The 26,964-nt window shown below is 64.4% G+C and carries 32 protein-coding genes; 18 read left to right on the plus strand and 14 right to left on the minus strand.

The features are described 5' to 3' along the window. The 3 genes from istA to E3T41_RS08460 all read right to left on the minus strand — a co-directional run. Positions 1-1,308, minus strand: a 1,308-nt coding sequence (istA, locus tag E3T41_RS08450) for an IS21 family transposase (protein ID WP_134478103.1), incomplete at its 3' end; no start/stop codon positions are given. A 463-nt stretch (positions 1,309-1,771) separates the two neighbouring features. Next, positions 1,772-2,611 (minus strand): hypothetical protein, encoded by an 840-nt coding sequence (locus E3T41_RS08455; protein ID WP_134478105.1) that lies wholly within the window; start codon positions 2,609-2,611, stop codon positions 1,772-1,774. Positions 2,612-2,741: 130 nt separating this feature from the next. Continuing rightward, positions 2,742-3,080 (minus strand): hypothetical protein, encoded by a 339-nt coding sequence (locus E3T41_RS08460; RefSeq protein WP_134478107.1) that lies wholly within the window; start codon positions 3,078-3,080, stop codon positions 2,742-2,744. 438 nt (positions 3,081-3,518) lie between these two features. Here E3T41_RS08460 and E3T41_RS08465 point away from each other — a divergent pair, with 438 nt between their 5' ends. Beyond that, on the plus strand, positions 3,519-4,184 hold the full coding sequence (locus tag E3T41_RS08465; protein ID WP_134478109.1) for a hypothetical protein: 666 nt from the start codon (positions 3,519-3,521) through the stop codon (positions 4,182-4,184). A 72-nt stretch (positions 4,185-4,256) separates the two neighbouring features. Here E3T41_RS08465 and E3T41_RS08470 read toward each other — a convergent pair whose 3' ends face one another. Both E3T41_RS08470 and E3T41_RS08475 read right to left on the minus strand, forming a co-directional pair. After that, positions 4,257-4,613: a hypothetical protein gene (locus tag E3T41_RS08470; RefSeq protein ID WP_134478111.1), complete on the minus strand. Its 357-nt coding sequence runs from the start codon at positions 4,611-4,613 to the stop codon at positions 4,257-4,259. 122 nt (positions 4,614-4,735) lie between these two features. Next, positions 4,736-5,551, minus strand: coding sequence for an NmrA family NAD(P)-binding protein (locus E3T41_RS08475; protein ID WP_134478113.1), 816 nt, complete (start codon positions 5,549-5,551; stop codon positions 4,736-4,738). Positions 5,552-5,632: 81 nt separating this feature from the next. Between E3T41_RS08475 and E3T41_RS08480 the strand changes: the two genes are divergently transcribed. The 3 genes from E3T41_RS08480 to E3T41_RS08490 all read left to right on the plus strand — a co-directional run bounded on the left by E3T41_RS08480 (position 5,633) and on the right by E3T41_RS08490 (position 7,368). Then, a complete protein-coding gene (locus E3T41_RS08480; RefSeq protein WP_134478115.1) occupies positions 5,633-6,046 on the plus strand; it encodes a helix-turn-helix domain-containing protein in 414 nt (137 codons plus the stop codon). A 207-nt stretch (positions 6,047-6,253) separates the two neighbouring features. After that, entirely contained in the window at positions 6,254-6,835 is a 582-nt protein-coding gene (locus tag E3T41_RS08485) for a hypothetical protein (protein ID WP_134478116.1), read from the plus strand. Next, positions 6,832-7,368 carry an RNA polymerase sigma factor gene (locus E3T41_RS08490; RefSeq protein ID WP_134478118.1) on the plus strand — a complete coding sequence of 179 codons (537 nt, stop codon included), beginning with the start codon at positions 6,832-6,834 and terminating at the stop codon, positions 7,366-7,368. Before E3T41_RS08485 ends, E3T41_RS08490 begins: the two co-directional genes overlap by 4 nt. A 134-nt stretch (positions 7,369-7,502) precedes the next feature. Here the strand turns inward: E3T41_RS08490 and E3T41_RS08495 are convergent, their stop codons facing one another. Then, complete coding sequence (locus tag E3T41_RS08495; RefSeq protein WP_166791522.1) at positions 7,503-7,787, minus strand: hypothetical protein; 285 nt, start codon at positions 7,785-7,787, stop codon at positions 7,503-7,505. A 312-nt stretch (positions 7,788-8,099) separates the two neighbouring features. Between E3T41_RS08495 and E3T41_RS08500 the strand changes: the two genes are divergently transcribed. From E3T41_RS08500 to E3T41_RS17895, 8 genes are all read left to right on the plus strand, one after another. Then, positions 8,100-8,828: an acetamidase/formamidase family protein gene (locus tag E3T41_RS08500; RefSeq protein WP_241991091.1), complete on the plus strand. Its 729-nt coding sequence runs from the start codon at positions 8,100-8,102 to the stop codon at positions 8,826-8,828. Then, on the plus strand, positions 8,756-9,385 hold the full coding sequence (locus E3T41_RS08505; protein ID WP_166791523.1) for a GntR family transcriptional regulator: 630 nt from the start codon (positions 8,756-8,758) through the stop codon (positions 9,383-9,385). Before E3T41_RS08500 ends, E3T41_RS08505 begins: the two co-directional genes overlap by 73 nt. Before the next feature lie 141 nt (positions 9,386-9,526). Next, positions 9,527-10,696, plus strand: a complete 1,170-nt coding sequence (locus tag E3T41_RS08510; RefSeq protein ID WP_198416401.1) for a branched-chain amino acid ABC transporter substrate-binding protein — start codon at positions 9,527-9,529, stop codon at positions 10,694-10,696. A gap of 121 nt (positions 10,697-10,817) precedes the next feature. Then, entirely contained in the window at positions 10,818-11,711 is an 894-nt protein-coding gene (locus E3T41_RS08515) for a branched-chain amino acid ABC transporter permease (protein ID WP_092448400.1), read from the plus strand. 1 nt (position 11,712) lies between these two features. Continuing rightward, positions 11,713-12,771 (plus strand): branched-chain amino acid ABC transporter permease, encoded by a 1,059-nt coding sequence (locus E3T41_RS08520; protein ID WP_092448399.1) that lies wholly within the window; start codon positions 11,713-11,715, stop codon positions 12,769-12,771. Further along, the gene (locus tag E3T41_RS08525; RefSeq protein ID WP_092448398.1) at positions 12,768-13,556 is read left to right on the plus strand and encodes an ABC transporter ATP-binding protein; all 789 of its coding nucleotides are present in this window, start codon (positions 12,768-12,770) and stop codon (positions 13,554-13,556) included. Before E3T41_RS08520 ends, E3T41_RS08525 begins: the two co-directional genes overlap by 4 nt. Further along, on the plus strand, positions 13,543-14,253 hold the full coding sequence (locus E3T41_RS08530; RefSeq protein WP_198416402.1) for an ABC transporter ATP-binding protein: 711 nt from the start codon (positions 13,543-13,545) through the stop codon (positions 14,251-14,253). Before E3T41_RS08525 ends, E3T41_RS08530 begins: the two co-directional genes overlap by 14 nt. 141 nt (positions 14,254-14,394) lie before the next feature. Continuing rightward, positions 14,395-14,559, plus strand: a complete 165-nt coding sequence (locus E3T41_RS17895) for a hypothetical protein (RefSeq protein ID WP_166787509.1) — start codon at positions 14,395-14,397, stop codon at positions 14,557-14,559. 76 nt (positions 14,560-14,635) lie between these two features. Here the strand turns inward: E3T41_RS17895 and E3T41_RS08535 are convergent, their stop codons facing one another. Further along, positions 14,636-14,938: a putative quinol monooxygenase gene (locus tag E3T41_RS08535; RefSeq protein ID WP_092448397.1), complete on the minus strand. Its 303-nt coding sequence runs from the start codon at positions 14,936-14,938 to the stop codon at positions 14,636-14,638. A 239-nt stretch (positions 14,939-15,177) separates the two neighbouring features. Here E3T41_RS08535 and E3T41_RS08540 point away from each other — a divergent pair, with 239 nt between their 5' ends. After that, positions 15,178-16,074 carry a PfkB family carbohydrate kinase gene (locus E3T41_RS08540; protein WP_241991092.1) on the plus strand — a complete coding sequence of 299 codons (897 nt, stop codon included), beginning with the start codon at positions 15,178-15,180 and terminating at the stop codon, positions 16,072-16,074. A 53-nt stretch (positions 16,075-16,127) separates the two neighbouring features. On the opposite strand, the gene E3T41_RS08545 is transcribed toward E3T41_RS08540, so the two are convergent. Further along, entirely contained in the window at positions 16,128-16,748 is a 621-nt protein-coding gene (locus E3T41_RS08545; protein ID WP_092448396.1) for a HEAT repeat domain-containing protein, read from the minus strand. 163 nt (positions 16,749-16,911) lie between these two features. Next, complete coding sequence (locus E3T41_RS08550) at positions 16,912-17,373, minus strand: GNAT family N-acetyltransferase (protein ID WP_166787508.1); 462 nt, start codon at positions 17,371-17,373, stop codon at positions 16,912-16,914. A 71-nt stretch (positions 17,374-17,444) separates the two neighbouring features. Between E3T41_RS08550 and E3T41_RS08555 the strand changes: the two genes are divergently transcribed. Genes E3T41_RS08555 through E3T41_RS08565 form a run of 3 tightly spaced genes read left to right on the plus strand, consistent with a single transcriptional unit; the run spans position 17,445 to position 19,493 of the window. Continuing rightward, positions 17,445-17,891, plus strand: coding sequence for a MaoC family dehydratase N-terminal domain-containing protein (locus tag E3T41_RS08555; RefSeq protein ID WP_092448395.1), 447 nt, complete (start codon positions 17,445-17,447; stop codon positions 17,889-17,891). Beyond that, positions 17,888-18,325, plus strand: a complete 438-nt coding sequence (locus E3T41_RS08560) for a MaoC family dehydratase (protein ID WP_092448394.1) — start codon at positions 17,888-17,890, stop codon at positions 18,323-18,325. The genes E3T41_RS08555 and E3T41_RS08560 overlap by 4 nt, the downstream gene beginning before the upstream one ends. A 4-nt stretch (positions 18,326-18,329) precedes the next feature. Next, on the plus strand, positions 18,330-19,493 hold the full coding sequence (locus tag E3T41_RS08565; RefSeq protein ID WP_134478124.1) for a UDP-N-acetylmuramate dehydrogenase: 1,164 nt from the start codon (positions 18,330-18,332) through the stop codon (positions 19,491-19,493). 142 nt (positions 19,494-19,635) lie between these two features. On the opposite strand, the gene E3T41_RS08570 is transcribed toward E3T41_RS08565, so the two are convergent. Then, complete coding sequence (locus tag E3T41_RS08570; protein ID WP_092448392.1) at positions 19,636-20,049, minus strand: hypothetical protein; 414 nt, start codon at positions 20,047-20,049, stop codon at positions 19,636-19,638. A 9-nt stretch (positions 20,050-20,058) separates the two neighbouring features. Beyond that, positions 20,059-21,597 (minus strand): PspC domain-containing protein, encoded by a 1,539-nt coding sequence (locus tag E3T41_RS08575; protein WP_166791524.1) that lies wholly within the window; start codon positions 21,595-21,597, stop codon positions 20,059-20,061. A 128-nt stretch (positions 21,598-21,725) separates the two neighbouring features. On the opposite strand from E3T41_RS08575, the gene E3T41_RS08580 reads away from it, so the two are divergent. Beyond that, the gene (locus E3T41_RS08580) at positions 21,726-23,153 is read left to right on the plus strand and encodes an ATP-binding protein (protein ID WP_241991093.1); all 1,428 of its coding nucleotides are present in this window, start codon (positions 21,726-21,728) and stop codon (positions 23,151-23,153) included. Next, the gene (locus E3T41_RS08585) at positions 23,150-23,860 is read left to right on the plus strand and encodes a response regulator transcription factor (RefSeq protein WP_104132145.1); all 711 of its coding nucleotides are present in this window, start codon (positions 23,150-23,152) and stop codon (positions 23,858-23,860) included. Before E3T41_RS08580 ends, E3T41_RS08585 begins: the two co-directional genes overlap by 4 nt. 21 nt (positions 23,861-23,881) lie before the next feature. Here E3T41_RS08585 and E3T41_RS08590 read toward each other — a convergent pair whose 3' ends face one another. The 3 genes from E3T41_RS08590 to E3T41_RS08600 all read right to left on the minus strand — a co-directional run bounded on the left by E3T41_RS08590 (position 23,882) and on the right by E3T41_RS08600 (position 26,959). Continuing rightward, positions 23,882-24,736: an ABC transporter permease gene (locus E3T41_RS08590; RefSeq protein ID WP_134478130.1), complete on the minus strand. Its 855-nt coding sequence runs from the start codon at positions 24,734-24,736 to the stop codon at positions 23,882-23,884. Further along, positions 24,733-25,677, minus strand: coding sequence for an ABC transporter ATP-binding protein (locus E3T41_RS08595; protein ID WP_104132146.1), 945 nt, complete (start codon positions 25,675-25,677; stop codon positions 24,733-24,735). The genes E3T41_RS08590 and E3T41_RS08595 overlap by 4 nt, the downstream gene beginning before the upstream one ends. Before the next feature lie 79 nt (positions 25,678-25,756). Continuing rightward, positions 25,757-26,959, minus strand: coding sequence for a pyridoxal phosphate-dependent aminotransferase (locus E3T41_RS08600; RefSeq protein WP_092448387.1), 1,203 nt, complete (start codon positions 26,957-26,959; stop codon positions 25,757-25,759). Positions 26,960-26,964 lie beyond the last annotated feature (5 nt).

Consider the following 26,964-nt stretch of genomic DNA (forward strand, 5'->3'; position numbering starts at 1 on the left):
GAAGACGGTCTCGAAGATCTTGGCCGTCACGGTGACCGTTGCTGGCCCGATCCGTGCGGCCCATTCCTCGATCCGGGTTCGGTCCCAGGCCTGGAAGCTGCGGCCCTCGGGCAAGTCCGCATCGTTGGTCCGATACTGGTTGGTCGTCGTGGCCGGCAGCAGCAAATGGCTGGCCAGGCGCTCGTCGCGCCGATAAACCTCCAGCATCGTCTCGGTGACACGAAGGTCCACCAGCGCGCCGATGTGGCTGAAGGGGACGGAGTAGAAATTCTTGGCCCAGACCACGTGGGCGTTGGCGTTGACCTTTCGTTTATAGGACCACGTGCTGATCTCGAACGGTGCCACCGGCAGCGCCTGCAACAGAGGCTTCTCCTCGGTGGTGAACACGCTGAGGCGGGACCCGACGCGTTTCTGGAAGGGCTCCTGGTTGTAGGCATCCATCTGTTCCCGGATTCGCAGGCGCAACTGCGCCAGCGAGGTGAACGTCTCCTTCCTCAAACCGGCGATGACCCAGGTCGCGACATGGGCCACCGTGTTCTCAGTGCTACTTTTGTCGCGCGGGTGCCGCACTCTGCCGGGGAGCACCGCGGCCGAGTAGTGCGCCGCCATCTCCCGGTAAGCATCGTTCAAAACGACCTCCCCTTCCTTCGGGTGGGAGATCACCCCTGTCTTCAGGTTGTCGGGCACTAGGCGTGGGACGCTGCCGCCGAAGAAGGCGAACATGGCAGTGTGGGCACGCAGCCACGACTCCTGCCGCATATCCAGGGTGGCTTCCACGAACGCGTAGCGGCTGAACGGCAGGCACGCGACGAACAAATACACCTTCGACATCTCGCCCGTCGTCGGGTCGAGTAGCTGCATCGTGGGCCCGGACCAATCGACCTCGATACTGCGACCGGCCTTATGGCCGACCCGGGACGTCGCACCCGAAACAGCGGCATGCTCGGCATAGAGGCGGCAGAACCGGTCGTAACTCATCGTCGCCTGCACCATCGCTGCCGCGTCGACATACTCCTGGTGCAACAGCTTCAGCGTCACCCCGACCCGCGCGAGCTCGGTATGGACCCGGCCCCAGTCCGGCTGCGCGAACACACTCTCGTGGACGCCGCGGCCGGGGAACAACGTCGAATACACCACGCCCTCCGACAATTCGGCGACGTCGTCCCAGTCGAGCCCGAGCCGCTCTGCGGCATCGAGCACAGCTCGAATACTGTGCCGGGACATCCCCTGGGCGGACTCGATCGCCCGTCGCGACAAGCCCTGATTACGCAGCTGCAGGATCTGCTTCGCTTTGATCTTCCGTACCATTACCGGTACTCCTTCCACCGTGTGGCGCTCACATGGTGGGAGGAGCTTTTCAGGTGGGGCTCAACCACGCCGGTCGTGGGGCTGAACGATACAAGTCACGCATCTGAACAGTGGGGCTCACTCGCACCACAGGCGGTGCCCACCGAAGCCAATATTCAGCTGCCTCGGAAGATTCCCTCACAATAGGGCAGGAAGGCCCTTCGCGACTGATTAGGCAAGAGTCGACCCGAACAACGGAATGGCGGATCGCGTCAGCTGGCGAGCCGGACGGTCAGCGCGACAGATCTGAGGCCGACCCGACCACGTGTTGAACTTGCCTCTGCTGTGTCACGTGGGAACCCTAACGGTCGCGAATCTCCGCAGCGAGCTGATGATGCACCCGCTGTGAACGCAGGCGAGAAAGTCGCAGGAGCATCCCTCACCCCGGGGTTCCGGCCCTAGTGGTCCGCAGCCCCCAAGCGCTTTACGGGCGACCAATCCGCGGCGGCAGATATTGCTGCTTCACCGATTTACGACCCTCGTCGTCAACGAGAAACGACACGGCAACAACCGTCTCGCGCCGCAAAGGTACTTCGAGGATGGGGTATTCACCCGGCAAAGTGCCGTGCCGAAGCCCCGGTATCGCCCTGACCTCTGCCTGGCGCCCGAGATCGTGGATCCGAAGCCACGCCAGCATCACAGGCGTAGTGTCGGTAGCCCGCACGGCCGGACCGTGCAGATTGAGTTCCATGAGAAGTGACTCAAGCACCCATTCCACCACCATCGCCGCTTGCACGAGAAGGTATTCGTCGATCGGTCGGTTTCCGAAAAGATGCATTCGCGTCTCATCGAGCTCGAGTGGGATGGTTGCAGCCGTGTGCGACCCCCACGTGTTGGCGGCAGTCGCAATGAATCGTCCCCAGGTGAACACCCTGGTACCTGAATCGTCTCGTTCGATCACCAGACAAACACGGTCTCGCCATTCGTGAAATGTGGCTACCTCTGGTGTTCCTTCGGGTAGTTCCCCAAATCCTTCCGGGATGGGAAGCGAGCCTACCGAAAACATTGTGGAAAGTTCGCCGTTGGCCGGTGGGGAGATCACCAGCTTCGGGGACGTGAGATGGAAAGCCTTTACGACGCGGCCAATAACGTCGTCGCCTTTTCCAGTGCAGACCACCGTGCGCAAAATCGCGGCAAGGTCATCACCTGCGCCGATATTGCCCGCAATGAAGTTACTGAGATGCCGGGAAAGTCGGTGGCTCGCTCTCACTAGCCGGTCTTTCAGCTCGTCCTGCGAGAGATTACGATTCGCGGGCGCTTTCATGGGCGGGTGATGGATCGGCTATGTGGCGATTCTTGAGTGCTCATCGAGAAGCTGCCACTGTCCGGCCGCGATCGATAGGCAGCGAGCAGGAGTAAAACGAAGTAGCCGGCGGAACGAGCGTACGTAGCACTCACCCGCCAAAGAGGTTCGAGTCGTGAAGGCGGCGGACAGCGATGGTGAAGCCGAGGATGACGTTGACGATCAGCGACGCGCCGGCAAAGAAAAGGAAGAACGCCGCGACCAGTGAACTGGGCGCGTCGGTCTGATGCCAGTTGCACAAATTGATGTTCGCGACTGGCCACGAGCCAACCGGCCCTAAAATCAGATTCGGTTGTCGTAGGATCCGCCCTGAGATCAGCGCACGAATGAGCAGCTTCGCAACGGCAAGCACGACGACGTTGAAGAGCGTCCACCAGCACAGGACTCGCCGCGGCCCGGGCCAGTCTCGGACACGGAAAGCACCGCTCACAAACAGACCCATAGACTGCCACAACGAAGCTCCCGGACCGGACCAGGTCTCCCAGGACGTGCCCCCAAGTGTCCGTCACAGGTCCATGCTAACGGACCGACTGCGGCTGTGCGGCCGAGGCTTTGTTGCCGTGCGACGTCACGATAGAGGGGCGTTGAACGAGCGTCAGACTGAAGAGGTCCGGCCTACCGCTCGTGAGCTCACGCTGAAGCGTGCCACAAGAGGAACCACCATGGGGCACGTCAACGAGTCAGCTACGCCAGGAGCAGCCCTCTATTCTGATAACCGACACATTGTAGAGAAATATTCATAGCTACGTGGGAGTCAGTTGCTCAGGTATCCCTTGTCGCGGCGGCCTGCGGCAGGGTTCCGGGTACGAAAGTCGCGTCTGACCAGCACAGCAGTGCTGTGCTGCGATACCTGAAGAGGGAGCAATAGATGAAACGATCGCCCATCACCACCGCACTTGAAGTGATCGCCGTCACCGCATTGGTCATCTCGGTAACTACGGACGTCGTCAAGGCCAGAGAGGAATGGCGACTTCGCCTGGGCTCCGCATGGGCAGACCACTGTCATCCACGCCGATTTCGGAGGCAACTTCAGCAACGGATGGATCAAAAGACGAGCCCTGAACTTGCCGACCTGATCTACCAAGGAAATATGGATCAGGCGATCGAACTCGCAAACCAGCTCAACCCGGATGAGATCTATAACCGTATTTTTCGTGACGACGAACGGCACCTTCATGACGAGGCGCCTTGTGATGTTTTCCTTCGCCGCTGGTACCAGACTCTGGAGAGCCCCTACCTACGCGCTGAAGCGGCGGACAATTTTGTGAGCGCCTATACGACGCAACTCGCGCCCGTAGCCAACGGCGAGTACATCGGTGCTTATATGCGTACCGACTCGTTGCGCGAACTCATCACAAAGATCGCCAGCGCGATCCTGGGCCCGGAATTGAAAGACCTGGAAGACACTCCTGAGCACCCGCTCGATGCCGCCTCGGCAGAAAAGTGGCGTGCCGTCGGCCGGATCCTTGCAGATATCGAGCTGCCTCCCGTCGTATCACCAGTCGCTCCTCCGGAGGAAGCAGAGACGAACTGACACAGGTGGCATCCGGTCATCCGACCGCGGGTACCACCCACCCCTGTTTTCCGCCCTTCCGCAGGGGGAACGCTAACCGAGGGCGAACCCGGAACCGGTGAGCGTCCATAAAGGCGCGACGACGGCAGCCACGACAAGCACGATCAAAAGGACTCGTAATGCTTTATCGCGGCGTCTGGGTTGAAGTACCGCGCCGGTGACCAACAGCGCCACAAACAGGGTAACGAGGAAGGCGCTGCCAAGAAGTGCCGGACCCGAGCGTGCATCAGGAGCGCAGCTTGGCGGCGCGGGGTAAATTGCGGGGCAGATGGTGGGTAGCGATTGGGCTACCCAGATCAACAAAGTAGAGACGACGGCGATCACGGCAGCCGGCACCGTCCAGCGCCATAAAGCTCGCGCTTTAGCCTGTTCATCCGGTTTGGTTGTCATGGGCTCAGACGCTGGCCTGTAGTTCGTGAAAGCTGGATAAAGTTCTGCCCGTAAGCCGGACGGCGACCGGGACACCCGAACAGTCGTTCCGCAAGGGGAACGTCTTGCGAGACACAGTGGGATCAGGCAGCAGCCTGTCTCTCCAGGATGCGCATGACGGTTGGTCCGGGATCAGTCGGCCCACGACCGAGGAGATCGCCGAGGTCGGTAGTCGTGCGCGAAAGAAAACCATGTGCCGCACTCGAATAGATTGAAAGCAGCATCGCTGGCTGAAAGGGCAGCAACCCGCTTTGTTCGAGAGCAGCGCGGTGGCTGCCGAGAGAAGCTGGGCGATAGAGCAAGCCAGCCCCCTCGGCGACTTGGCCGGCAGTGATCGCGTGCGACCCGACCAGGTCGTACACACGATTGATATGGCGGTGGGGTGCGACTGCCACGATGGCTGCTGCCTCGGCCAAATCTGCGCGAGTGACCACAGCCACAGAACCCGTTCCAAACGGCGCGGTAATGACGCCGTCACTTGGCGCGAGCAACGACCCAAAAAGCTCGGCATAGAGGCCATTGCGCAAAATAGTCCACCGCAAAGTACTTCCCTGTATTCGCTGCTCGGTCCAGCGATGCGCGAGGGCGAAGCCCAGGTGGTCCCCGTCTGTGGCGACGCTGGTGTAAACCAGGTGCTGCACTCCGTCGCGTTCCGCAGCCGCGACGACGCTTTCATGCCGAGCAATCACCACATCATCTTCGGCATATCCAGCGGAGACCATGACTACCGTGGCGAAACCGGTGAAGTCCAAAGAACCGGGTTCGTCGAAGTCAACGCGTCGTTGCTCGCTGCCCTCGACTGGTCGTCGTGTGCCCGCGACAGCAGGCTGGTTCCCGCCGGCCAGTCGTTCGACGATGGCACGGCCTAACTGGCCGGATGCTCCGGTAACCAAAATCATGTGTCAGTCCCCTCGGTGGTTCTGAACAGTAACTAGACTCATTTTCGGTAACTCACCGGCAGTCCACAAGGAGGCACTTTCATGTCAGACAGGCACATTCAGGTAACCGCATCCCTCGATCCCTGCGGTCTGGACGAGCACCCGGACTGCGGGATCCGCGACGTACTGACCCGGGTGGGCGACAAATGGTCCGTCCTCGTCATTGTCGAACTCGCCTCAGGCATCCGCCGCTTCCGCGAATTACAACGAGGCATCGACGGAATCTCACAACGGATGCTGACCCTGACCGTGCGCCGGCTGGAACGCGACGGCCTCGTCACCCGAACCGTGTACCCCACAGTCCCCGCCCAAGTCACGTACGAGCTGACAGCTCTGGGAAGCAGCCTGACCCACCTCGTCAAACAACTCGCCGAATGGTCACTCGACCACCGCGAAACCATTGGACGTTCCCGAGCCCACTACGACGCCCAACACCCCGACAACGAAATCCACTAAACACGAGCCGCCCGAAAGCCGAACGCTGAGTGGGACCGGCGGCACGACTTCCCGCATTGCCCGCAGCAGGGTGTGCGATGGGTGATGAGCTGCGGTAGCTTGCAGACATCTGTGAAGATCGGGCGTTCGGGTTGGTGTTCAGCAGTGCAACGATTCGCCGCCTGCCGGGAATGTAGTAGGTAATGACTCGCCCGGAAAGGAAAGACGATGAATGGTACCGAACTCGATGACCTGTTCTCGGCCTCGATTGCACCGCTACCAGCCTCCCTTACACGGGAGGCGATTTCACTTGCAGTGGAGACGAAGCCGCCCCGTCTTCGTCGCGGACGGATGCCGCGCCGTCGCTGGATGATTCCAGTGATCGTTGTCGGTTCGCTGACCGCTGGCATGACCGTCTCCACGTACCAGTTGTCCGTCTGGCCATGGGTGACGATGCCCGAAGGGAACACCCGAACGATCCCTATCCCAGTTGACTTTACGACGGAAAGCGGCCACTTCGAGAGCTGCCGTGCCTACGTTGAATTACGCAACTGGAGCGACTCGAACCTCGCCACGCTGAACGACGCAGTCAGAACAACCGACTGGACCGGATTCGGTCAGCAACTCTACGACGAGAGCGCCACCGTCGACGACGATCCCGACGGGGAAAGACGCGTGGGCCAAGCGTTGACGCCGGCACTCTTCGAGTTCACGAAAGCAGCTATCCCCGGCGTCGTGGTGTTCAACGAACCGGGAAAGGGCGTCGGCATCGATGCGGTCGGCATGTCGTGCCGGTTGGATAACCCGTGAGCGCTCGTACGGAGGACAAACGCTCCCGGATAAGCCGGGCCGTCCCCGAGCACGCGCCGGCGCTTCTGGCGTATTTCGCACGGCGAATCGACCCCCCTTACGATGCCGCGGATCTGCTCGCTGAGACCTTACTGATTCTATGGAAACGCGCGAATGGGCTCCCCACCGACGATGACGAGATTCGCCCTTGGATGTTCGGTATCGCCCGTCACGTCCTTCTTCATCATCAGCGCAGCACCGCCAGGCGTAAGGCACTTGCCGACCGACTCCGAAGCCAAATGTCGTTAGTGGAGAGACCAGGCTTCTCCGACTCCTCGACGTTCGACGATCTCCATGATGCGATACGAAAGCTTGACCAGACGGATCGAGACATCATCGGCCTGCACCACTGGGACGGACTATCACTTGTAGAGGTAAGTCGAGTACTTCGAATGAACGAGGGGACCGTGCGAAGCCGCTATCACCGGGCCCGTGAACGACTTCGACACGAACTTGCCGCGACGACAACGATTGTGACGCTCGCCAATCCCTGATTCATGAGCAGCCTCTCAACAGCGACGCTCAGCGGGACCAAATCGCATGAAGCCAATCATGTCGACGTCTGCGCTGAGATGCCCGTAAGCCGAACCCCCTGCGGGACGACAACAAGTAACGTAGTGCGTTGACTTCAGCTGTAGTCGGCGCTGACTGTGTGGGCCATGCCGTCGAGCCGGATCGTGTTGCCGTGCGGGACGATCCACTGCGGTCTGGTGTGTCCGAATGGCACTCCGACACAGATCACGGCTTCTGAGTTATATCGAGCGACTTGCTCGATGATGGTGTCGCGCTGAACTGCGCGCAGTCGCGCGCGCTCGATCGCTAACGGGACGGCTGAATTAAGTTCGCTGACGGGTGGCCGGGCGACGAGAACACCGGCGACGGTGGCCCTGCCCCCGTTGAGTGGACACCTCACAAGAGAGAATGTTCACATGGGAAAGACACGCCGGGAGTTCACTCCTGAGTACAAAGACGAGGCCGTGAAGCTGGTGATCNCGTGATCACCTACCGAGTGTTTTATTGGGATCGATGACTGTATGAGGCCTCCGTGACCCGGGTGAGTCTGGTTCACGATAATCGTGGTGTCGCGGGTTCAATTCCCGCTCCCGCTACACGGTATTCACTAAAATCGCCCCGGACTTCTGCGGAAGTCCGGGGTGTTTCTGACTGGGGGTGGTCGGTCAGTCTTCCCGGTTCCGGCGCCCTGCAGCATGACATGGGCGAGCGGATGTTCACCAGCCGCATTCCTATCGACAGCGCCGGTGTGCACGTGACTGACCGGCACGTGTTCGCCCCACGCCCGATGATCGGGTGCATCGGAACGGCGCCCGCTGAGGGAATGAACTCCACGATCATTCCCTCCTCTGCTCAGGGTGGAAACATGGACGTCACCGACTGCGGCCCCGGTTCGATCGTCTACCTGCACGTCATGGTCGAGGGTGTCTACCTGTCGATCGGCGACATTCACGCGTTCATGGCGGAGGGAGGATCTTCATTCATCGCGATTGAGGCTGAGGGCATCGCGGTTGTGAGTGTCGAACTGCGAAAGGGCATGAACCTGCGGGCGCCGCGGGTTCAAACCCTCATCGAGTGGGTGTTCGTCGGTCTCGGTGACCCCGTGCAAGAGCGCATCACGCGCGGCTACGAGGACGTGTTTTACTTTCTCGTGAGCGACCACGGGTGGGATGACGGCGACGCCGTCGCGGTCATGAGCGCCGTCGGGCACTCCCGGCTCGGCGGACCGACCGGCTCCGGCACAGTAGTGCATTACTCATTTGCCGCCCGGCGGTGGATACTGGGCGGCACGAGGCTCGCAGCGGCCGCATCGGCAAGTGAGGAGCCACCGAGGTGTTATCGATTCAAAAAGTGGAGCAGGGTTCGACGTTGCGGGACCGTATCGCGCAGTCGCTCGCGGCCGCGATCAACACCGGTGAACTCGCTCCCGGAACCCTGGTGACCGTGCCGACCCTGGCCATCCGCTTCGAGGTGTCGGCCACCCCAGTTCGGGAGGCAATGCTGGATCTGGAACAACGAGGATTCGTGACCTCGGTGCGCAACAAGGGTTTTCGGGTGACGCAGATGAGCGACAAAGACCTGCGCGACGTCATCGAGTTGCGCCAGCTGCTCGAGGCTCCCACGATGGGCGCCCTCGCAGGAACACTCGATGCTGAGACGCTCACGCGCTGGCGCGGCGTGGCTGAACAGATCTCTGAGTATGCGCGGCAGAAGGACCTGGCCGGATTTCTCGCCGCTGATCGGCAGTTTCATCTCGGGTTGTTGGCCTTGCACGGCAGCGCCCGGTTGGTCGAAATGGTCAGCGAACTGCGCGCGCAAACTCGAATGGTGAGCATCGCCGCGATGATGCAGAGCGACGAGTTGTGGGGCACGGCGCGCGAGCACCACGTCATGCTCGATCTGCTGGCAAGCGGAGAATCCGAGGCGCTGCGTGAGCTCACAGTCAGCCACCTCGGCACCGTGGCCGGGTGGAGCTCGGAACCTGACGGGCCGCACTGAGGCCGGAGTGTGGACGCCGGTGCAACGATCCGCGTGTGTAATATGTCATACAGCACTGGGGTGTTTGGGTGCTTGTTCCAAGCCGTCTTGCGATCAAGGCGTGTAGAACACTTGCTCGGCGCTCTCACAGGAGAGGCACACATGAGAATCTCAAAGAAGAGCACATTGCTGCTCGGCGTCGCCACAGCGATGCTTCTTGCGACATCGGGTTGCAGCGGCGGATTGCTCGCCGCCGACGAAGCCGGCAGCGAAGAGACCGGCACGGTCAAGCTGGCCATGGTCGTTCCCATCTCGGGCAGCAGCGCCCCGACCGGCGAATACATGGCCAATGCGGCGCAGCTCGCCGTGGACGAAATCAACGAGGCAGGCGGCGTCCTGGACGGTCGCCAACTCGAGCTGCTCGTCGAAGACGAAGCCTGCGACGCCCAGCAGGGCGTGGCGAGCGCCAACAAGGCCGTCTCGGCCGGCGCCGTCGTTTCGGTCGGCGGCTACTGCTCCGGCGCAACACTGCCGCAGCTGCCGATTTTCGAAGAGGCCAACGTGCCCATGATCATTCCGGCGGCCAACTCGCAGGACCTCGTCAACCAGGGCCTCAAAAACGTTTTCCTTGTCAACGGCACGGGCAATCAGCAGTCCACTGCCGCTCTCGAGTACATGTTGAAGACCGGCGTCGCCTCCGTCGCCCTCGTCGACGACAACGACAGCTACTCGGCGGACATCACCGCGGAGACCGCCCGCCTGATCGAGGAAGACGGCACAGTGACGCTCGCCCTGGGCACCTCGGTCACTCCCGGTGAGAGCGACTATTCCGCCGCCGTGCGCGACATCATGAATGCCGCCCCGGACCTCGTCTACTGGACCGGCTACTACCAGGAGGGCGGTCTCATTATCAACCAGCTGCGCAATTCTGGCTTCGAAGGCGACATAATGGTGGCCGACGGCAGCGTCGACGGCTCCATCTCGGAAATCGCTGGGGCCGGTGCCGAAGGCGTACTCGCCACAATGACCCAGACCCCCGACACCCTCGAGGGTGGCGGCGATTGGATCGCCAGCTACGAAGAGGCTTTCGGCAGCGCTCCCGGACCGTTCTCGCTGCAGTCCTATGACGCGGTTCGCGTTGCGGCGCATGCCATCGACGAGGCTGGCTCGACCGACGGCGACGCGATCATCGCGGCGCTCGAGGCCATCGACGGGTTTGAGATGTTCTCCGGCCCGCTCACCTTCACGGCCGATCACACCCTGTCGAACGGTGGATTCATCATCCTGTCCATTCAGGATGGCGCCTTCGCCCTCGAGGATGACCTGTCCTGATCCTGTAGTTCTGATCATTGGGTCCGGACTCTGGTCTTGAACGCAAGATCCTGACCCCTGAAGCGGATGCCGCGGCCCACGCCGCGACATCCGCTCCACTGCTTACAGAAAACGGACCAACATGATGCAAATTATCTGGGACGGGTTGTTTGTCGGCTCGTTCTACGCCTTGATCGCGCTGGGCTACAGCATGGTCTACGGCATCATTAAACTTCTCAACTTCGCCCACGGTGACATCTATATGCTCGGTGCCTTCATCGGCTTCGTCATGCTGGCCTCCGTCGGAGGCCTTCCCGGGGCGCTGAGCATCGGTGCCCTCCTCGTCGTGCTGCTGCTGAGCATGCTGCTCACCGGCGGTGCCGGCGTTCTGATCGAACGGTTCGCCTACCGCCCCCTGCGCAATGCCCCACGATTAGCCGTGCTGATCACGGCCGTCGGCGTTTCGTTCACCCTGCAGTACGGCGTGAGCGCCATCGCCGGGCCGAACCCGCGCAGCTACCCGGTGCGCCTCGAAGGCGACGTGTTCGACGTGCTCGGCGCTCGCGTCTCGCTGCCCCAGGTGCTGCTCATGGCCATCGCCGCGATCTTGATGATCGCGCTCAATACCTATATTCAGAAAACATCGACTGGTCGCGCCATGCGCTCGATCTCGCTCGATATGAAGGGTTCCCTGTTGATGGGAATCAACGTCAACTCGGTCATCACCCGTACGTTCTTTATCGGGTCGGCCCTGGCCGGGGCCGCTGGAGTCATGGCCGGTGCCTACTACGGAAAAATCGACTTCATGATGGGGTTCCTGATCGGCCTCAAGGCGTTCACCGCGGCCGTGATTGGCGGCATCGGCAATATTCAGGGGGCCATGCTCGGCGGCCTGGTATTGGGCCTGATCGAAGCCTTCGGCGCCTCGGTGTTCGGCGGCGAGTGGCGTGACGTTTTCGCCTTCGTGGTGCTGATCCTCTTCCTCACTTTGCGTCCGACCGGAATTCTCGGCGAACGGGTTACGGAGCGTGTCTAGCATGAGTGGAACAACTTTTAAGAGCCAGGCCCCCCGTCGCACCGGCCCTGTCGCCGCCTGGGTGTCCGGACTGTTCGAGAGCAAGTACCTGGGCTGGATCGCCCTGGCCGCTGCCCTGCTCGCCCCGCTGCTCACCGCATCGCCGTACTCGCTCAATGTGATGACGACGGCGGCGATCTTCGTGATGCTCGCAGCTGGCCTCAATATCGTCGTCGGCTACTGCGGCCTGCTCGACCTCGGCTATATCGCGTTCATGGCCGTCGGCGCCTACACGGCCGGCATCTTTGCCAAGGCCTTCGAACTGCCCCTGATCTTCACCATCCCAGCGGTGTTGGTCATGACCATTCTGGCCGGACTCATCATCGGAGCGCCGACACTGCGTCTGCGCAGCGACTACCTGGCCATTGTCACGCTCGGCTTTGGCGAAATCACCCGCATCACGGCCAACAATCTCACCATCACGGGCGGGCCATCCGGTATCTTCGGCATTCCCAAGCTGCTGGCCTTCGGTGATTTCAGCCTGCACAGTCCCGCCGTGTTCTACTACGTGACCATCCTGATTGTGGCGTTCTTCGTGCTGGCCTCGGCCCGGCTGGGCAAGTCCCGGCTTGGACGGGCCTGGCGGTTCGTGCGCGAAGACGAGGATGCCGCCGAAGCGATGGGCATTCACACCTACAAGGTGAAGCTCATGGCGTACATTTTCGGGGCCATCTGGGGCGGCTTCGCGGGCGTGCTGTTCGCCTCGCACCTCTCGGCGATCTCCCCGAAGAGCTTCGTTTTTTTGCAGTCGGCCCTCGTGCTGATGGCCGTCGTGCTGGGCGGCATGGGCAACATGCGCGGGGTCGTTGTCGGCGCCCTCGTCATCACCCTGTTGCCCGAACTGCTGCGCGACCTCTCGGAATACCGCTATCTGGCCTTTGGTCTGCTGCTCGTGGTCGCGATGGTGTTTCGACCCAAGGGCCTATGGCCGGCTCGCGGCCATGAAGAGGAACGCGGGAACAAGAACGAGCCGCCACAAACCGCGGTCGACGCCGCGGTCGCGAGAGGGGAAAGCCGATGAGCGTCGTACTCGGGGTCAACGACCTGCAGATCGCCTTCGGCGGCGTCAAGGCCGTCGACGGCCTCACCTTCGACGTGCACGAGAAGGAGATCATCGCGGTGATCGGTCCGAACGGGGCCGGCAAGACCAGCGCGTTCAACTGCATCACCGGCTTCTACAAGCCGACCGGCGGTTCCGTCGTGATGGACGGCACCGACATCACCGGAAAACGACCGGCCGACATCGCCGCGGTCGGTGTCGCGCGCACGTTCCAGAACCTGCGCCTGTTCAACGACTTGACCGTACTCGACAATGTGCGCGCCGGCATGCACCTGAACAGAGGCCAGAGCTGGGCGGATGCTATTTTCCACACTCCCCGGTTCAAACGCAGCGAGGCCGCCTACACGGAAGAAGCGCACTACTGGCTCGACTTCGTGAACTTCGAGGGCCCGCGCGGGGTGCCGATCGGCAACCTCTCCTATGGGCAACAGAAACAGGTCGAGATTTCCCGGGCCCTGGCCCGAAAATCCAAGCTGCTACTGCTCGACGAGCCGGCCGCCGGCCTCAACTACACGGAGAAGCAGAAGCTGCTCGAACTGTGCCGCCGCATCCGCGATCTCGGTACCTCGATCGTGCTGATCGAGCACGACATGGGACTGGTTATGGAGCTGTCGGAACGCATCGTGGTGATGAACTTTGGGCGCGAGATCGCCGAGGGAACACCGGCCGAGGTCAAAGCGAACCCCGCCGTGATCGAGGCCTACCTCGGCAAGGACGAGGAGGTGCAGATCGATGGCAATGCTTGAATTCGACACCGTCGAGGTCTATTACGGCAAGGTACAGGCGTTGCGCGGGCTGAGTCTGCACGTTGACGAGGGCGAGATCGTGGCCCTGCTTGGCAACAACGGCGCCGGCAAAACGACGACGCTCTCGACCGCGTCGGCTCTGGTGAAAGCCAGCTCGGGGCACCTGACCTTCAACGGCAGCGACATCAGCCGGGCCAATCCCTGGGATGTCGTGTCTGCCGGGCTCATCCACGTGCCCGAAGGGCGGCGCATCTTCAGCACACTCTCGGTGCTGGAGAACCTGCAGCTGGGCGGCTACCTGGTCAAGGACCGGAGCCTCGTCGCCGCGCGGATTGAGCACGTGTTCGAGCTGCTCCCGCTGCTGTTCGAACGCAGAACGCAGCAGGGTGGCACGCTCTCCGGCGGAGAGCAGCAGATGCTTGCCATCGGTCGCGGGCTCATTGCCGGCCCGAAGATGCTCATGCTGGACGAGCCCTCAATGGGTCTCGCGCCGCTGATCGTCAACCAGGTGATGGACGTCATCAAGGAGATTCGCGCCCAGGGCACGACCGTGCTCCTGGTCGAGCAGAACGCGCGCGCCGCGCTGCGGGTCACCGACCGCGCCTATGTCATCGAAAGCGGAGTCACCACGGTCGAGGGTCAGGCCGCCGACCTGCTTAACGATCCCCGCATCATCGACGCGTACCTCGGCGCGTAGTGACGGTGGGCTCGATCTGAGCACGACGAGCCAATGCGGCAAGGACGCGGATGCCGCGTGCGGTATCCGCGTCTGAGCCTCATTCGGGGGTACGATCGGGGCAATCGGGAATTACCCGCGCATGAAGGGAAAGGTCGGATCATGAATCCGCTTCTAATTATTGTGGCCATCGTTGCGGTCGTGCTGCTCATTACCGGTGGCTTGGTGCAGTCTCTGCAGTTTCTCCTCTGGGTCGGTATCGTGCTCGCGATCCTGGCGGTGATCATGTTCCTGATGCGGTCGATGTCGGGGCGCAAGGGTGCCTGACCAGCAGGATGGACGACAGCCGGCAGCAGGATACTGACTCCTTCTGTCGGCTGTTTTTGTGTGACGCCCCGGGGATTCAGACCAGTGGGGCCAGAAAGGTCAGGGTCGAGCCGTCGCCCTCGATGATCGGTCCGAGCGCGCGGTTGAACTCGGCGCCATAGGCGGCGGCGCGGTGGGCGTGGAACGCGGCGAGGTCGCGGTATTCCTCATAGACGAAGAACGCCGCCGGATTGGTTTCCAGCTGGTGCGGGTCGAAGCGGACGCAACCGGCTTCCCGGCGCACGTGCGCGGTGAGCTCGCGCAGCAAATGAGCGACTTCCGCTTCATGACCGGGCAGGGCTGTGAACTCGGCGTAGAGGGCGATCACGGCACCGCTCATGCCGCGCTCGCTTCGGTTACTGTCGTCGCGGCATCCGTTGTGAGAATCATGGGTGTAACTTTCCAGGGGGTTAGCGGTGTGAGCGGCCCGGACCTGCCTCGGCCGCCACTCAATCAATCAGGGCAGAACTTTTACTATAGAGTCAAGGCACGCAAAATCACGGTGGATTGCCCCTGACAATCGGTGCGACCACCTCCCTGCGCGCTCGCCGTCTGCGGCGTGCGACAAGATTGGACCTCGTGCCTGGACTGAACGCTCCCACCCGTGTCGTCGTCGTTGGCGACGCGCTGATCGACGTGCTGCGTGATTCGGAGGCGAGCCGCGAGTTTGCCGGGGGCGCCGCGCTCAATGTGGCGGTCGGGCTGGCCGTGCTCGGCGTGCCCACGACTCTGATCGCGATGGTCGGTGAGGATGCCGATGGCGCCGTGATCCGGGCGTTTTTGGAACAGCATGGGGTGCAACTGATCGCAACACCTGGCCCGCTCGGATCGTCCCGGGCGGTTTCGGACCGCACCGACGGCGAACCTCGTTACTTCTTCAACGACGCCGCGAAAGCGCGCCGCATCGAGTTCAGGGCTGCCGAGCGGGCCGCGCTCGACGCCGCCGAACTGGTCGTCGTGAGCTGTTTTCCGTTCGACGATACCGATCAGACCGAGGCGTTCGCGGCCTGTGTGAGCGACCCGGAGCAGCGCCTCGTGATCGACCCCAATCCCCGCGCCGGCATGCTGCGCGACGGGCCGCGGTTTGTACGCAACTTCGAGGCACTCGCTGCTCGCAGCCTGCTCGTGAAGGTGGGCGACGAAGACGCCGACCTGCTCTACGACAGCAGCCTCAAGGAGCTGCGGACCCGCCTGGTTGACGCCGGGGCGGGTACCGTGCTCGCGACGGCCGGGCGCCTCGGCGCGTCGGTGGGCGTCGGCCAACATGAGCTGGTCAGTGTGCCGATCGCTGAGCTTGACGGCCCGATCGTCGACACGATGGGTGCCGGGGACGCGACGCTCGCGGCATCCGTCTGCACCATCGTTCACAGCGGTGTGCCACAGGATGCCGCCGGCTGGCAGGCGCTGCTGACCGACGCCATGCTCACCGCCGCGGCGACCTGCCGGCAGGAGGGCGCCCTGCTCCGACGCCCGTGACCTCCGGCAGAGCGGATGCTGCGACGGGCTGCTCGTCGGGCGCCGAGCCGCGCTTACGCCTCGGTGCTTGTTTCAGGCGCGCTCGTCTCAGGCGCGCTCGTTTCGGTGCTCGTCTCAGGAACCGGATCAGTGAACTTCAGCCGGGTGCGAATCGCGTCGCGGGCCTGCTGGGCCGCGCGGCGCACCTCCTTGTCGGGGTCGCGCAGGCGCACCTCGATCGTGGCAATGTTGGCGGTGGTGCCCTGGTCGGCGAGGGCGTGCAGGGCGGCGGCGCGCACGCGGGGGTGCTCGTCGGTCGTGAGACGCACGAGCTTGGGCACGACCTGCAGTCCGCGCAGCAGCACGACTTTGGCGCACATTTCGCGCACCCGCCAGGCCTGGTTGTTGAGTCCGACGACGATGTACGGCGCCGCCTGCTCGCCCCAGACGTGCAGCAGAGCGCGGGCGCCCCACAGCTCGGGCCAGTACAGGGCCGGAGCACCTTCAAGGATGCCGAGGGCGTGGCGCCCGCCGGCGTAGAGCAGAAAGTCTTTTCCGGCGTTCTTGGCGCGCAGCAGGGCCACGGAGTTGTCGATGACGACGCTCTCGCCGTAATGCGCGACGGCGGCGCGAATGCGTTCCTCGGTCGGACTGTCGATCGGAAGGTCGGGGTGCGGAGTCAATTTGTTTTGCATAGCCCTCTAACGCTACCTCCCCGGCGCGCCCTGAGCCATCGAAACCGCTCCCTGACGGCGATCTACCGGCGAATCGTGCGGAACCGGCGTCGGTGGTGGGCGGTCCTCGTCGACAAGCACAGGATTCCGCGGGCGGACTTCTGTCGGCTCGCGGCGTTGTGCGCTACGACGCCGGTTCGGGGCAAAGGTCGAGCTCGAAGCCGGAAGCGTGCTCGTAGATGCCGTAGTTGCCGATCTCGGTGAAGCCGAGGCTGCGGTAGAGGGCGAGCGCTTCGGGCTGGGCGTAGCCGGTTTCCAGGCGCATCCGCTCATAGCCGAGACCGCGCGCCAGGATCGCGAGTTCGCGCAGAATTGTTTTCGCGTGGCCCTGGCGGCGAAAGGAGGGGTTGGTCCACATGCGCTTGACCTCGGCGGTCGTGGCGTTGAACCGGTGCAGGCCGCCGCCGGCGACGGTCGTGTCGCCGTCGACCAGCACAAGGAAGCCGCCGAAGGGGGGATCAAACTCGGTGCCGTCGACGTCGTGCACGGAATCGCCCGTGCCGTATCGGGTTTCATATTCACGGTGCAGGTCAAGCAGAAGGGGGGCAACCTCGGGATCACCGAGGCGCACGGATACGCATTTCACGGTTATAAGTGTGCGCCCTGGCGAGGCGTGCTCGTGACCGGCCGCGGGAGTGTACTTAGTAGACTCAACGGGTGTCAGTGAACCCAGAGTTGCAGGGGCGGGTCTTTCCGCCGGTCGCACCGTATCTTGTCGGCCGCGAAAAGGTGCGCGAATTCTCCCGCGCCGTGTTCGCGACCAACCCGATCAACCACGATCCCGAAGCGGCCCGCGCGGCCGGCCACGCCGACGTCGTCGCCCCGCCCACGTTCGCTGTGGTCCTGCAGGAGGCCACCCTGGCCCAGCTTTTGGCCGAACCGGATGGCGGCATCGACTTCACCCGGGTCGTGCACGGCGATCAGCGCTTCAGCTACACCCGACCGATCGTGGCCGGCGATGAGCTCACGGCGACCCTCGCGGTCACGAGCATCAAGTCGCTGGGCGGTCATTCGATGGTGACGGCCGAGTCCACCATCGTCGATGCGACCGGCGACCACGTTGTGACCGCCACCTCCACCCTCGTCGTCAGGGGAGACGAATGATCCCCGCCTCATCTATCAGGTCAGTGGCCGACCTCGAGGTCGGCAGCGTCGTCGCCGAGGCGAGTTTCTCGCTGACGCGCGATTCACTCGTGCATTACGCCGGGGCATCCGGCGATTTCAACCCCATTCATTACCGCGACGATGTGGCGCAATCGGTGGGTCTGGCGGGCGTGCTCGCCCACGGCATGCTCACCATGGGTCTGGCCGTGCAGCCCGTCGTCGACTGGGCTGGCGACCCGGCCCGCGTCGTCGATTATCAGGTGCGATTCACCCGTCCGGTCTTCGTTGACGCCACCGTCGGCGCCGTCGTGATGGTGGTCGCCAAGGTCGGCGCGCTCGATGTCGAGGCGAGTGTGGCCCGTATCGACCTGACCGTGACCTTTAACGGCGCGACCGTTCTCGGCAAGGCGCAGGCGCGCGTCAACCTGGCCTGAACCCATGATTGAACCCGTTGCCCTGAGCACGCTCACCACATTTCGTGTCGGCGGCCCGCCCGCAGCACGGGTGGCACCGGTCACCGAGCAGGACCTCATCAACGAAACCCTCGTTGTTTGGGGCATGGACGAAAACTGGCTGCTGCTCGGTGGCGGATCCAACACCGTCGTCGCCGACGACGGCTTCGACGGCATCGTCATTCACGTGGTGACCCGTGGCATCCAGGTGCTCGATGATTCCAGCGAAGCGGATGCCACTGGCGCCGGTCCCGCAGACCGCGTGCGGCTGCGCGTGCAGGCCGGCGAGCCCTGGGACGAGCTGGTCGCCTATGCCGTCCAGCACGGCTGGGCCGGTATTGAGGCGCTCTCCGGCATTCCTGGATCGTGTGGTGCCGCGCCGGTGCAGAACATCGGTGCCTACGGGCAGGAAATCTCGGACAGCCTCGTCGCGATTGACTTTCTCTCCTATGAAACCGGCGAGGTCGAACGCCTCGAACGGGCCGAGCTCGGCCTCGGCTACCGCACCTCGGTGCTCAAACAGGGCTTGCGCGGAGTCGTCCTGGCGATCGAACTGGAGTTGCACGATACCGCCGCCGAGGCATCCGTTTTGGGCAGTACGCTCGGTCAGCCGCTGAAATATGCCCAACTCGCCGGTGCGCTCGGGGTGCAGCTCGGCGATCGCGTGCCGCTGCAGACCGTGCGCGACACGGTGCTGGCCCTGCGGGCCGGCAAGGGTATGGTGCTCGACCCGAGCGACCCCGACACGTACAGCGCCGGATCCTTTTTCACTAACCCGATCGTGACCGAGGCGATTGCGCGTTCCCTGCCGGCATCGGCGCCCCAGTGGCCGATGACGACGGAGCTGCCGGATCGAGTTATTCCCATTGAGGAATATATGGGTGTCGGGCCGATTCCCGGCGCGGAACCGGTACGCCTGGTCAAGCTCAGTGCTGCCTGGCTGATCGAGCAGTCCGGCGTTTCCCGCGGGTTCCGGCTGCCCGGGTCGAAGGCGGCCGTGTCGAGCAAACACACCCTCGCCTTGACGAACACGGGCGGCGCGACCGCCGAAGAGGTGGCCCAACTGGCCCGCTACGTGCTCGGCCGGGTGCAGGCCGAATTCGGCGTGAATCTGCAGCCTGAACCGGTTCTGGTCGGCCTGACGCTCTAGCTTCGAGTCGACCAGGGGCGGCCGCCCCTTCTTCCACCGAGCCGTGAGTTTGAGCCCATTCTGCGCGAAAAACGGGCTCAAACTCACGGCTGGGTGACGTGAACTCACGGCTCGGTGAGGTGAGGGCGCCTTACGCGGCCGGTCAGTCGGCGCGACGCGCTGCGGCCGCGATGCCGGCCACGACGAGGCCCAGCCCGACCGCGATCACGCCGCCGAGGAGCCACAGCGTGGGATCCGGCGGCACCGGAAGCAGGGTGAACACGACCATGTAAGTCGCGAACGCCAGCAGCAGAATGCCCCAGAGGATCGTGCCGAAGCGGGGGCGCAAGCGGGGAGCGGATGGTGTCTCCTCGCCAGCCGGCGCGGCCTGGTTCGGGCTGAAGAAGCTCGGCGTCGGGTCGGACTCCGGTGCGGGGCTGGCCGCGGCGGCGATCGGCGCGGTCGGGTTTGCTTCGGTGGCGGGCGCGTCGGCTGCCGGCGAATTTGCGGCGAAGACCTCGGTCGGTGCGTCAGAGTGGTCGGATCCGGAGTTCGCGGGAGAAAGTGGAGTGGTCATTGTGAGGTCCTAGTTGTTGGAGGAATCGAGCGTGACGACGCCGGCGATGGTCCAGATGCGCAGCAGCGGGCCGTCGCTGCGGCTGCTCGCGTTGAAGGTGCGCTGATCGGAGGCGAATACTCCGGTGCGCTCGCCGTTCTCCGCGTTCACCGCCCGACCCGAGTACTCCACGCCGCCGACCAGTGCGTGCGTTTCGACGCGCACCGGGGCATCCGTGGGGAGTTGAATATTGGTGACGCCGGCCACGAGCCAAACGTCGAAGATGCGATCCTCGTCGTCGAGCCCCGGGTTGTCGAAATCACTCAGGTCGAGCGTGGACTCCCCTGCAACCATGACGTAGCTCGTCGACGGGTCAACGGCGGCGTCATTGGCGATGAGCGGCCAGACGGTGTCGCCGATGGCGGCGAATTGGGTGCCCTGCGGAAACACGCCGAGCACGACCAAGGTGGCCGCGGCCAGAAAGGCGAACCCGCCCATGGCGCCGTCGGTGCGACCGCGGATTCCGGCGGTCACGATGCCGAGCGCGAGCACTCCGAGGGTGAAGGCAACGCCGAGCAAAATTGCATCCTGCGACCAGACGCCGGTCGAGTACACACCGGCGGCAACCGCGCCCGTGGCCAGGGCCAGGCCCAGCACGATGGCGCTGTAGCCGGCGCCGGGACGGCGGGCACGCACCCGGGCACGGTGTGCAGCCTGGCGGGCGCGGTTCTGTTCCTGCCAGTCCCGATTCTGCTGCGAGCGGATGTTTCGGGCCGAGTCCGATGCGTACGGGTTGGCCGGCGGATAGGTTGCACCGACCGGGGCTGCGCCGGTGACGAACGGGTTCTGGGTCGAAGTCGGCGTGGCCGCGAAGGCGACGGTCGGGGCGGTTGCCGTTGCGGTGCTCGGGGCGCTGCTCTGGTCGGTTTCGGTGGACGTGCTGGTCGCTGTCGGCGGCGGGGCCGGGGCATCCGTTTGCGCGCTGTAGCCGGTGCCGGACGGCGGTTTCGGATCGTAGACACTGCCCGGGCCGAACGGGCCGGCCGGGGGAGCGAACGGGCCGAACCCGGGGCCAGTACTGCCGGGTTTCCTGGCGCGGCGCACCAGATACACGATCAGCCAGACGATGCCGGTCAGAACGGCCAGGCCCCAGCCGAAGGAGAAGATGCCGTTGAGCCAGTCGGGGACGGCCCAGAATCCGGTCGGGCCGTTCCACCACAAGCCGCGGAACAGCGGCACGACCGTGACCAGGAGCAGCGCTCCGATGGCGATCATGGCGGGCTGGAAGCGGCCGCGGAGGGCCTCTTCGGCGTAGATGCGGCCGGCGCCGCGCGGCATGAGCGCCCAGCCCACTGCGTAGGCGAAAACGACGGGGCCGCCGAGGATGGCGATCACGACGGCGATGCCGCGCACAATCAGTGGGTCGAGCCCGGTGCGGGCGGCGATGCCACCGCAGACGCCGGCGATCCAGCGGTCGCCGTCACGGTTGAGTCCACTTCCGCGAATCCAGTCGAAGAATCGGGTGATTTGGTCGGGGTGAGGTGTTTGGGCCCTCGGTGCGTCGGTCATGATTCGAGTCTGGCAGCGCGCCCAAACCGCGGCCATGGGGGATGACCCTGATTGAACCCTGATTGATTCTGCGCGGGTTCCGTCGTGTCGGTGGGGCGTGCTTGGATAAACACGTGAGAACAGAACGGATGACTCGGCCCCGGCTGCGCCTCGTGGGCGGCGTGTGCGCGGGGTTCGCCGAGCACACAGGTTTTCCGGTGGTCACCGTTCGTTTGCTGACCGTGCTGCTGAGCCTCTGCGGCGGTTTCGGCGTGCTGCTCTATGCGTGGCTCTGGGGCACGGTTCCGTCGGGCGGGGTGGCCGCCGACCCGCTGCCCAAGTCGAGCCTAGCCCGCTCAAGTCGCGTCTCGTCGACGTCACCCCGCGGCCTGGCGCCCCTGGCCAGCTCCGCCGCGGTTCCCGGTGTCGTGTCGCCCTATGTTGTGTCGCCCTATGCTATTTCACCCGGTGCCGTGTCACCCGGCGGCTCCCGGTTCGCCAGTCCCGTTGCGCCCGCCGTTAAAACGGATGCCGACTCCGCGCGCGCCGCGCCCGTCACCGAAATCCTGCTCGGGCTCGCCCTGCTGGCCGCCGGCGGTGCCCTCGTAGCGAGCCGCCTCGGCGCCGACATTCCGCTCGCCGTGGTGGTTCCCGCGATTGTCGTACTCGCCGGAACCGCGCTGGCCTGGCGCCAGTTCGCTGACATTCGCAGTGGTGCGGCGCAGCAATCCTCGGCGTTGCTCGTGCGCATTCTCGGGGCGCTCGTGCTGGTCGCCGTCGGCATTCTGCTATTTTTCGTGACCGGCACCAACCCGAACGCGTGGACGGTTATTTTGGCGGCGGCATCCGTTTTGCTGGGAGTGGCAGTGGTCACCGCTCCGTGGCTGCTGCGCCTGTGGAGCGACCTCGCCGACGAACGCGCCGCGCGGGCGCGAGAGGCCGAGCGGGCCGACATTGCCGCGCACCTGCACGACTCCGTGCTGCAGACTCTCGCGCTCATTCAGCAGAAGGCTGGCCCGCACAGTGACGTCGCGCGGCTCGCTCGGGCTCAGGAACGCGAACTGCGCGAGTGGCTGTTCACCGGAACTCGCGGCGGCAGCGGCGAACCGGCGACCGACCTTGCCACCGCGCTGCGCCGCATCGCGGGCGAGATCGAAGAGGACTTCGCAGTGCATTTCGAGGTGGTGACGGTCGGAGTGGGTATGGGCGTGGGGTCGGCCGGCAGCTCCGACTCGCCGTCTGACGACACCCGAGAAGCACTCGCCGCCGCCGCCCGTGAGGCCATGCTCAATGCGGCCCGGCATGCCGGCGGAGCGGTGTCGGTGTATCTCGAGACCGGCGCCCGGGGCGTTCAACTCAGCGTGACCGACCGCGGGCCAGGCTTTCGGGTTGACCAGATTTCCAAAGATCGGCTCGGCGTGCGCGAATCCATTCTCGGGCGGATGCGCCGGGCTGGTGGCAACGCCGCCGTGCGCCCGGGCCCCGGCGGCACCGGAGCCGAGATTCTGCTGACCCTGCCCGCTGCGGCCGCCACGCAGGCGAATGATGAGCAGCACACCGAAACGAGCGTGCGATGACCAACCATGACCCGAGCCAAAGCGGCCCTGCGGCCACAACGTCGGCCGCGGCATCCGCTGGCCTGCCCGTACTCATCGTCGACGATCACTCCATCTTCCGTTCGGGGCTGCGCGCCGAGCTCGACGCGAACATCGTCGTGCTTGGTGAGGCGGCGACGGTCGACGCCGCGATCGCGAGCGTGATCGAACTTCAGCCGCGAGTCGTGCTGCTCGACGTGCACCTGCCCGGCGGCCGCGGCGGGGGCGGCACCGAAGTCATTCGCGAGGCGGCGCCGCGCGCCCCGCACACCCTGTTTCTGGCGCTCAGCGTGTCGGATGCCGCCGACGACGTGGTGAGCGTCATTCGGGCCGGTGCCCGCGGCTACATCACCAAGAGCGCCTCCGGGGCCGAGGTCTCCGAGGCCGCCCGCCGCGTCGCCGAGGGTGATGCCGTGTTCTCGCCGCGCCTGGCCGGGTTCGTGCTCGACGCCTTCGGCGCCGTCGCCGGCGAGACCGCCGAAACCACGGAGGAACTCGACCGGCTCTCCGCCCGCGAGACCGAGGTGATGCGCCTCATCGCCCGCGGCTACAGCTACAAAGAAGTCGCGAGCACCCTCTTCATCGCCGCCAAGACCGTGGAAACCCACGTGTCGGCGGTACTGCGCAAATTGCAACTGTCCAGCCGCCACGAACTGACCGCCTGGGCGCTCGCGCGCAAACTGCTTTAGCGCCCGGGCCTCAGGCCAGGCTCACGCGTCGCGTCGAATCCAACGAAACGTCACCCGGCTCAGCACGAGCCCCAGCACCAGCCAGACGCCGAGGGCGCCGGCCACCCAGGGCAAATCCCAGGTGCCGCTCTGCTCGGCAGCAGCGAAGCTTTCCGGAAGGAAGACAGAACGCATGCCCTGCGCCATCCATTTGAGCGGAAAAATGCTCGCCAGGTTCTGCATCCACTCGGGCAGCGTCGTGAACTGCAGGTAGACGCCCGAGATGAACTGCAGCACGAGCACTACGGGAGCCACAACGGCCGTGGCGCTGCGCCCCGACCGAGGCACCGCCGACAGCGCGATGCCGAGAAACGCGCTCGTGATCACGCCGAACACAAACACCCAGGCGAAGGTTGCCCACTTCTCCGGTTCGCTCGGCAGCGCGATATCGAGCACCAGCCGCGCCACGAGAAGTAGGAGGCCGGCCTGAAGAATTGCGGTGACGAACACCTGTCCGATCTTGCCGAGGAAATAGCTCAGTGGGGACAGCGGGGTGCCGCCCAGGCGTTTGAGGGTGCCGTCGCTTTTCTCGCCGGCGATATCGACGGCGAGGTTCTGCACACCGGAGAGAAGCATGCCGGCGGCGAGCATTCCCGGCAGGTAGTAGGCGCCCACGCTGACGCCGCCGGTACCGTCGGGATTGGCACCGATATTTCCGGAGGAGCTGAACGCGGCGGTGAAAATGCCAAGCATGATGAAGGGGAAAAAGAACGTGAACAACAGGGTGTCGGGGGAGCGAAAGTACAGGCGTGTTTCATAGCCGATGCGGGACAGGCTGAGCGCGAGCGTGCTCGGAGCTGTGTGCTGCGGGCGGGTGCTCATTATCGTGGCGCTCATGCTCGCACGTCCTTGTCGGTGAGCCGGCTTGGATCGGGCCGAGCCTCAGGGGCGGACGTGGCAGCTTCGTTCCCGGCGGCCGTCGCTTCGTGACCGCGCACGAGGGACAGGTACACGTCTTCGAGGCTTGGTCGGATCACCTCAAGACCTTCGAGTTCGGCGCCCTTGCCGCTGGCGACTAGGTCCGCCACGACCTGCGCCGGGCGGCTCGTGCGCTCCTCGCGCACCAATCCGTTGCCGTCACGCCAGCGCACGACCGGAACGCGGGCATCCGCTCCGCCGATTGTGTCGAGCGGGCCGATGTCGATGAGCCGGCCACCGACGATGATTCCGGCACGGTCGCCGAGTTGCGCGGCCTCGTCGAGGTAGTGGGTTGTCAGCAGGATGGTGGTGCCTTCCGCCTTGAGTCCGCGAATCAGGTTCCAAAACTGATGCCGGGCCTCGGGGTCGAAGCCTGTGGTCGGTTCGTCGAGAAACAGCAGCTCGGGGCGTCCGATAATGCCGAGGGCAACATCCACTCGGCGGCGCTGCCCGCCGGAAAGCTTGCTGATGCGGGTTTTCGCCTTCTCGCGCAGACCCGCCGCGTCGATGACCTCGTCGACGTCGCGGGGATGGGGATAGAACCCGGCGAAGTGGCGCAGCTGCTCGGTCACGGTCGCATTGCCGCTCTCGTTGCTGGTCTGCAGCACAATGCCGATGCGGGCCTTCCAATCCAAGCCGCCGTGGTGCGGATCAATGCCAAGCACGCTCACCTCACCGCCGGAACGATCACGGTAGCCCTCGAGAATCTCGATCGTCGTGCTCTTGCCGGCGCCATTCGGGCCGAGCAGGGCGAAGGTTTCCCCGGCCTCGATCGAGAAGCTCACGCCGCGCACGGCCTCGACACTGCCATACGATTTCTGCAGGTCGCGCACCTGCACGACCGGGGGTGTGGCTGTCATGGATTCATGATCTCACTTCCGCGCCCCCGTACCTCCTCCGATGGTTGTCTCCCTCATCCATCAGTCGACGGATGCCGTACTAGGCGAACAGCCGCTGCAGGCGCTGGATTCCCTCGAGGAGGGCATCGTCGCCGAGCGCGTAGGACATGCGCAGGAACCCGCTCGGTCCGAAGGCCTCACCGGGAACGACCGCCACCTCGGCCTGATCGAGGATGAGGTCGGCCAGTTCGAGCGAGGACGTCGGTGTAGCTCCGCCCCACGAGCGGCCGAGCAGGCCGGTGACGTCGGGGTAGACGTAGAAGGCGCCCTGCGGGGTGGGGGTAACCACACCGGGGATCTTGTTCAGCTCGGCGACGATGAGCTTGCGGCGGCGATCGAAGGCAACGCGCATACCCTCAGCGGCCTCCTGGGGGCCGTTCAGCGCAGCGATGCCGGCGCGCTGCGAGATGTTCGACACGTTCGAGGAGAGATGCGACTGCAGGTTCGCCGCGGCCTTGATAGCGTCAGCGGGGCCAACCATCCAGCCCAGGCGCCAGCCGGTCATGGCGTAGGTCTTGGCGACCCCGTTAACCAGAATGGTGCGGTCGGCCAAGGCCGGAACAGCTTCGACGATCGAGACGGCACGCACGCCGTCATAGGTGAGGTTCTGGTAGATCTCGTCGGAGATGACCCAGAGCCCGTTGTCCTCGGCCCACTGACCGATGGCTCGGGTTTGCTCCGGGGAGTAGACCGCGCCGGTGGGGTTCGACGGTGAGACGAACAACAGCACTTTGCTGCGCGGGGTGCGCGCGGCCTCAAGCTGTTCGACGGTCACCAGGTAGCCCTGGTCGCTGCCGGCGAATACGTCGATCTGCACGCCACCGGCCAGGCGGATGGCCTCGGGGTAGGTGGTCCAGTACGGAGTCGGCACAATGACCTCGTCGCCCGGATCGAGCAGGGTGGCGAAGGCCTGATAGACGGCCTGCTTGCCTCCGTTGGTCACCACGACCTGGCTCGGCGATACCGCGAGTCCGCTGTCGCGCAGAGTTTTGGCGGCAATGGCCTCGCGCAAATCGGGAAGTCCGGCTGCCGGGGTGTAGCGGTAGTTCTTCGGGTCACGCACGGCGACCAAAGCGGCCTCGACGATGTGCTCGGGCGTCAGAAAGTCGGGTTCCCCCGCCGCGAAGCTGATCACCGGCCGTCCGGCCGCCTGTAACGCCTTGGCCTTGCCGTCGACCTTGAGGGTCGCCGACTCCGCGATCGAGCCGATGCGGGTAGAAATTCGCTTGAGTTCGTGAGCCACACGTT

This window comes from Cryobacterium sp. Hh38 (assembly GCF_004403235.1).
Lineage (GTDB): Bacteria > Actinomycetota > Actinomycetes > Actinomycetales > Microbacteriaceae > Cryobacterium > Cryobacterium levicorallinum.

What these genes read in the sequence shown, in the direction of transcription:
- E3T41_RS08455 (WP_134478105.1), bottom strand. Translation starts at nt 2,611, where the DNA reads ATGAAAGCGCCCGCGAATCGTAATCTCTCGCAGGACGAGCTGAAAGAC.
- E3T41_RS08465 (WP_134478109.1), top strand. Translation starts at nt 3,519, where the DNA reads ATGAAACGATCGCCCATCACCACCGCACTTGAAGTGATCGCCGTCACC.
- E3T41_RS08470 (WP_134478111.1), bottom strand. Translation starts at nt 4,613, where the DNA reads ATGACAACCAAACCGGATGAACAGGCTAAAGCGCGAGCTTTATGGCGC.
- E3T41_RS08475 (WP_134478113.1), bottom strand. Translation starts at nt 5,551, where the DNA reads ATGATTTTGGTTACCGGAGCATCCGGCCAGTTAGGCCGTGCCATCGTC.
- E3T41_RS08480 (WP_134478115.1), top strand. Translation starts at nt 5,633, where the DNA reads ATGTCAGACAGGCACATTCAGGTAACCGCATCCCTCGATCCCTGCGGT.
- E3T41_RS08485 (WP_134478116.1), top strand. Translation starts at nt 6,254, where the DNA reads ATGAATGGTACCGAACTCGATGACCTGTTCTCGGCCTCGATTGCACCG.
- E3T41_RS08500 (WP_241991091.1), top strand. Translation starts at nt 8,100, where the DNA reads ATGTTCACCAGCCGCATTCCTATCGACAGCGCCGGTGTGCACGTGACT.
- E3T41_RS08510 (WP_198416401.1), top strand. Translation starts at nt 9,527, where the DNA reads ATGAGAATCTCAAAGAAGAGCACATTGCTGCTCGGCGTCGCCACAGCG.
- E3T41_RS08515 (WP_092448400.1), top strand. Translation starts at nt 10,818, where the DNA reads ATGATGCAAATTATCTGGGACGGGTTGTTTGTCGGCTCGTTCTACGCC.
- E3T41_RS08520 (WP_092448399.1), top strand. Translation starts at nt 11,713, where the DNA reads ATGAGTGGAACAACTTTTAAGAGCCAGGCCCCCCGTCGCACCGGCCCT.
- E3T41_RS08525 (WP_092448398.1), top strand. Translation starts at nt 12,768, where the DNA reads ATGAGCGTCGTACTCGGGGTCAACGACCTGCAGATCGCCTTCGGCGGC.
- E3T41_RS08530 (WP_198416402.1), top strand. Translation starts at nt 13,543, where the DNA reads ATGGCAATGCTTGAATTCGACACCGTCGAGGTCTATTACGGCAAGGTA.
- E3T41_RS17895 (WP_166787509.1), top strand. Translation starts at nt 14,395, where the DNA reads ATGAATCCGCTTCTAATTATTGTGGCCATCGTTGCGGTCGTGCTGCTC.
- E3T41_RS08535 (WP_092448397.1), bottom strand. Translation starts at nt 14,938, where the DNA reads ATGAGCGGTGCCGTGATCGCCCTCTACGCCGAGTTCACAGCCCTGCCC.
- E3T41_RS08545 (WP_092448396.1), bottom strand. Translation starts at nt 16,748, where the DNA reads ATGCAAAACAAATTGACTCCGCACCCCGACCTTCCGATCGACAGTCCG.
- E3T41_RS08560 (WP_092448394.1), top strand. Translation starts at nt 17,888, where the DNA reads ATGATCCCCGCCTCATCTATCAGGTCAGTGGCCGACCTCGAGGTCGGC.
- E3T41_RS08565 (WP_134478124.1), top strand. Translation starts at nt 18,330, where the DNA reads ATGATTGAACCCGTTGCCCTGAGCACGCTCACCACATTTCGTGTCGGC.
- E3T41_RS08570 (WP_092448392.1), bottom strand. Translation starts at nt 20,049, where the DNA reads ATGACCACTCCACTTTCTCCCGCGAACTCCGGATCCGACCACTCTGAC.
- E3T41_RS08575 (WP_166791524.1), bottom strand. Translation starts at nt 21,597, where the DNA reads ATGACCGACGCACCGAGGGCCCAAACACCTCACCCCGACCAAATCACC.
- E3T41_RS08580 (WP_241991093.1), top strand. Translation starts at nt 21,726, where the DNA reads ATGACTCGGCCCCGGCTGCGCCTCGTGGGCGGCGTGTGCGCGGGGTTC.
- E3T41_RS08585 (WP_104132145.1), top strand. Translation starts at nt 23,150, where the DNA reads ATGACCAACCATGACCCGAGCCAAAGCGGCCCTGCGGCCACAACGTCG.
- E3T41_RS08590 (WP_134478130.1), bottom strand. Translation starts at nt 24,736, where the DNA reads ATGAGCGCCACGATAATGAGCACCCGCCCGCAGCACACAGCTCCGAGC.
- E3T41_RS08595 (WP_104132146.1), bottom strand. Translation starts at nt 25,677, where the DNA reads ATGACAGCCACACCCCCGGTCGTGCAGGTGCGCGACCTGCAGAAATCG.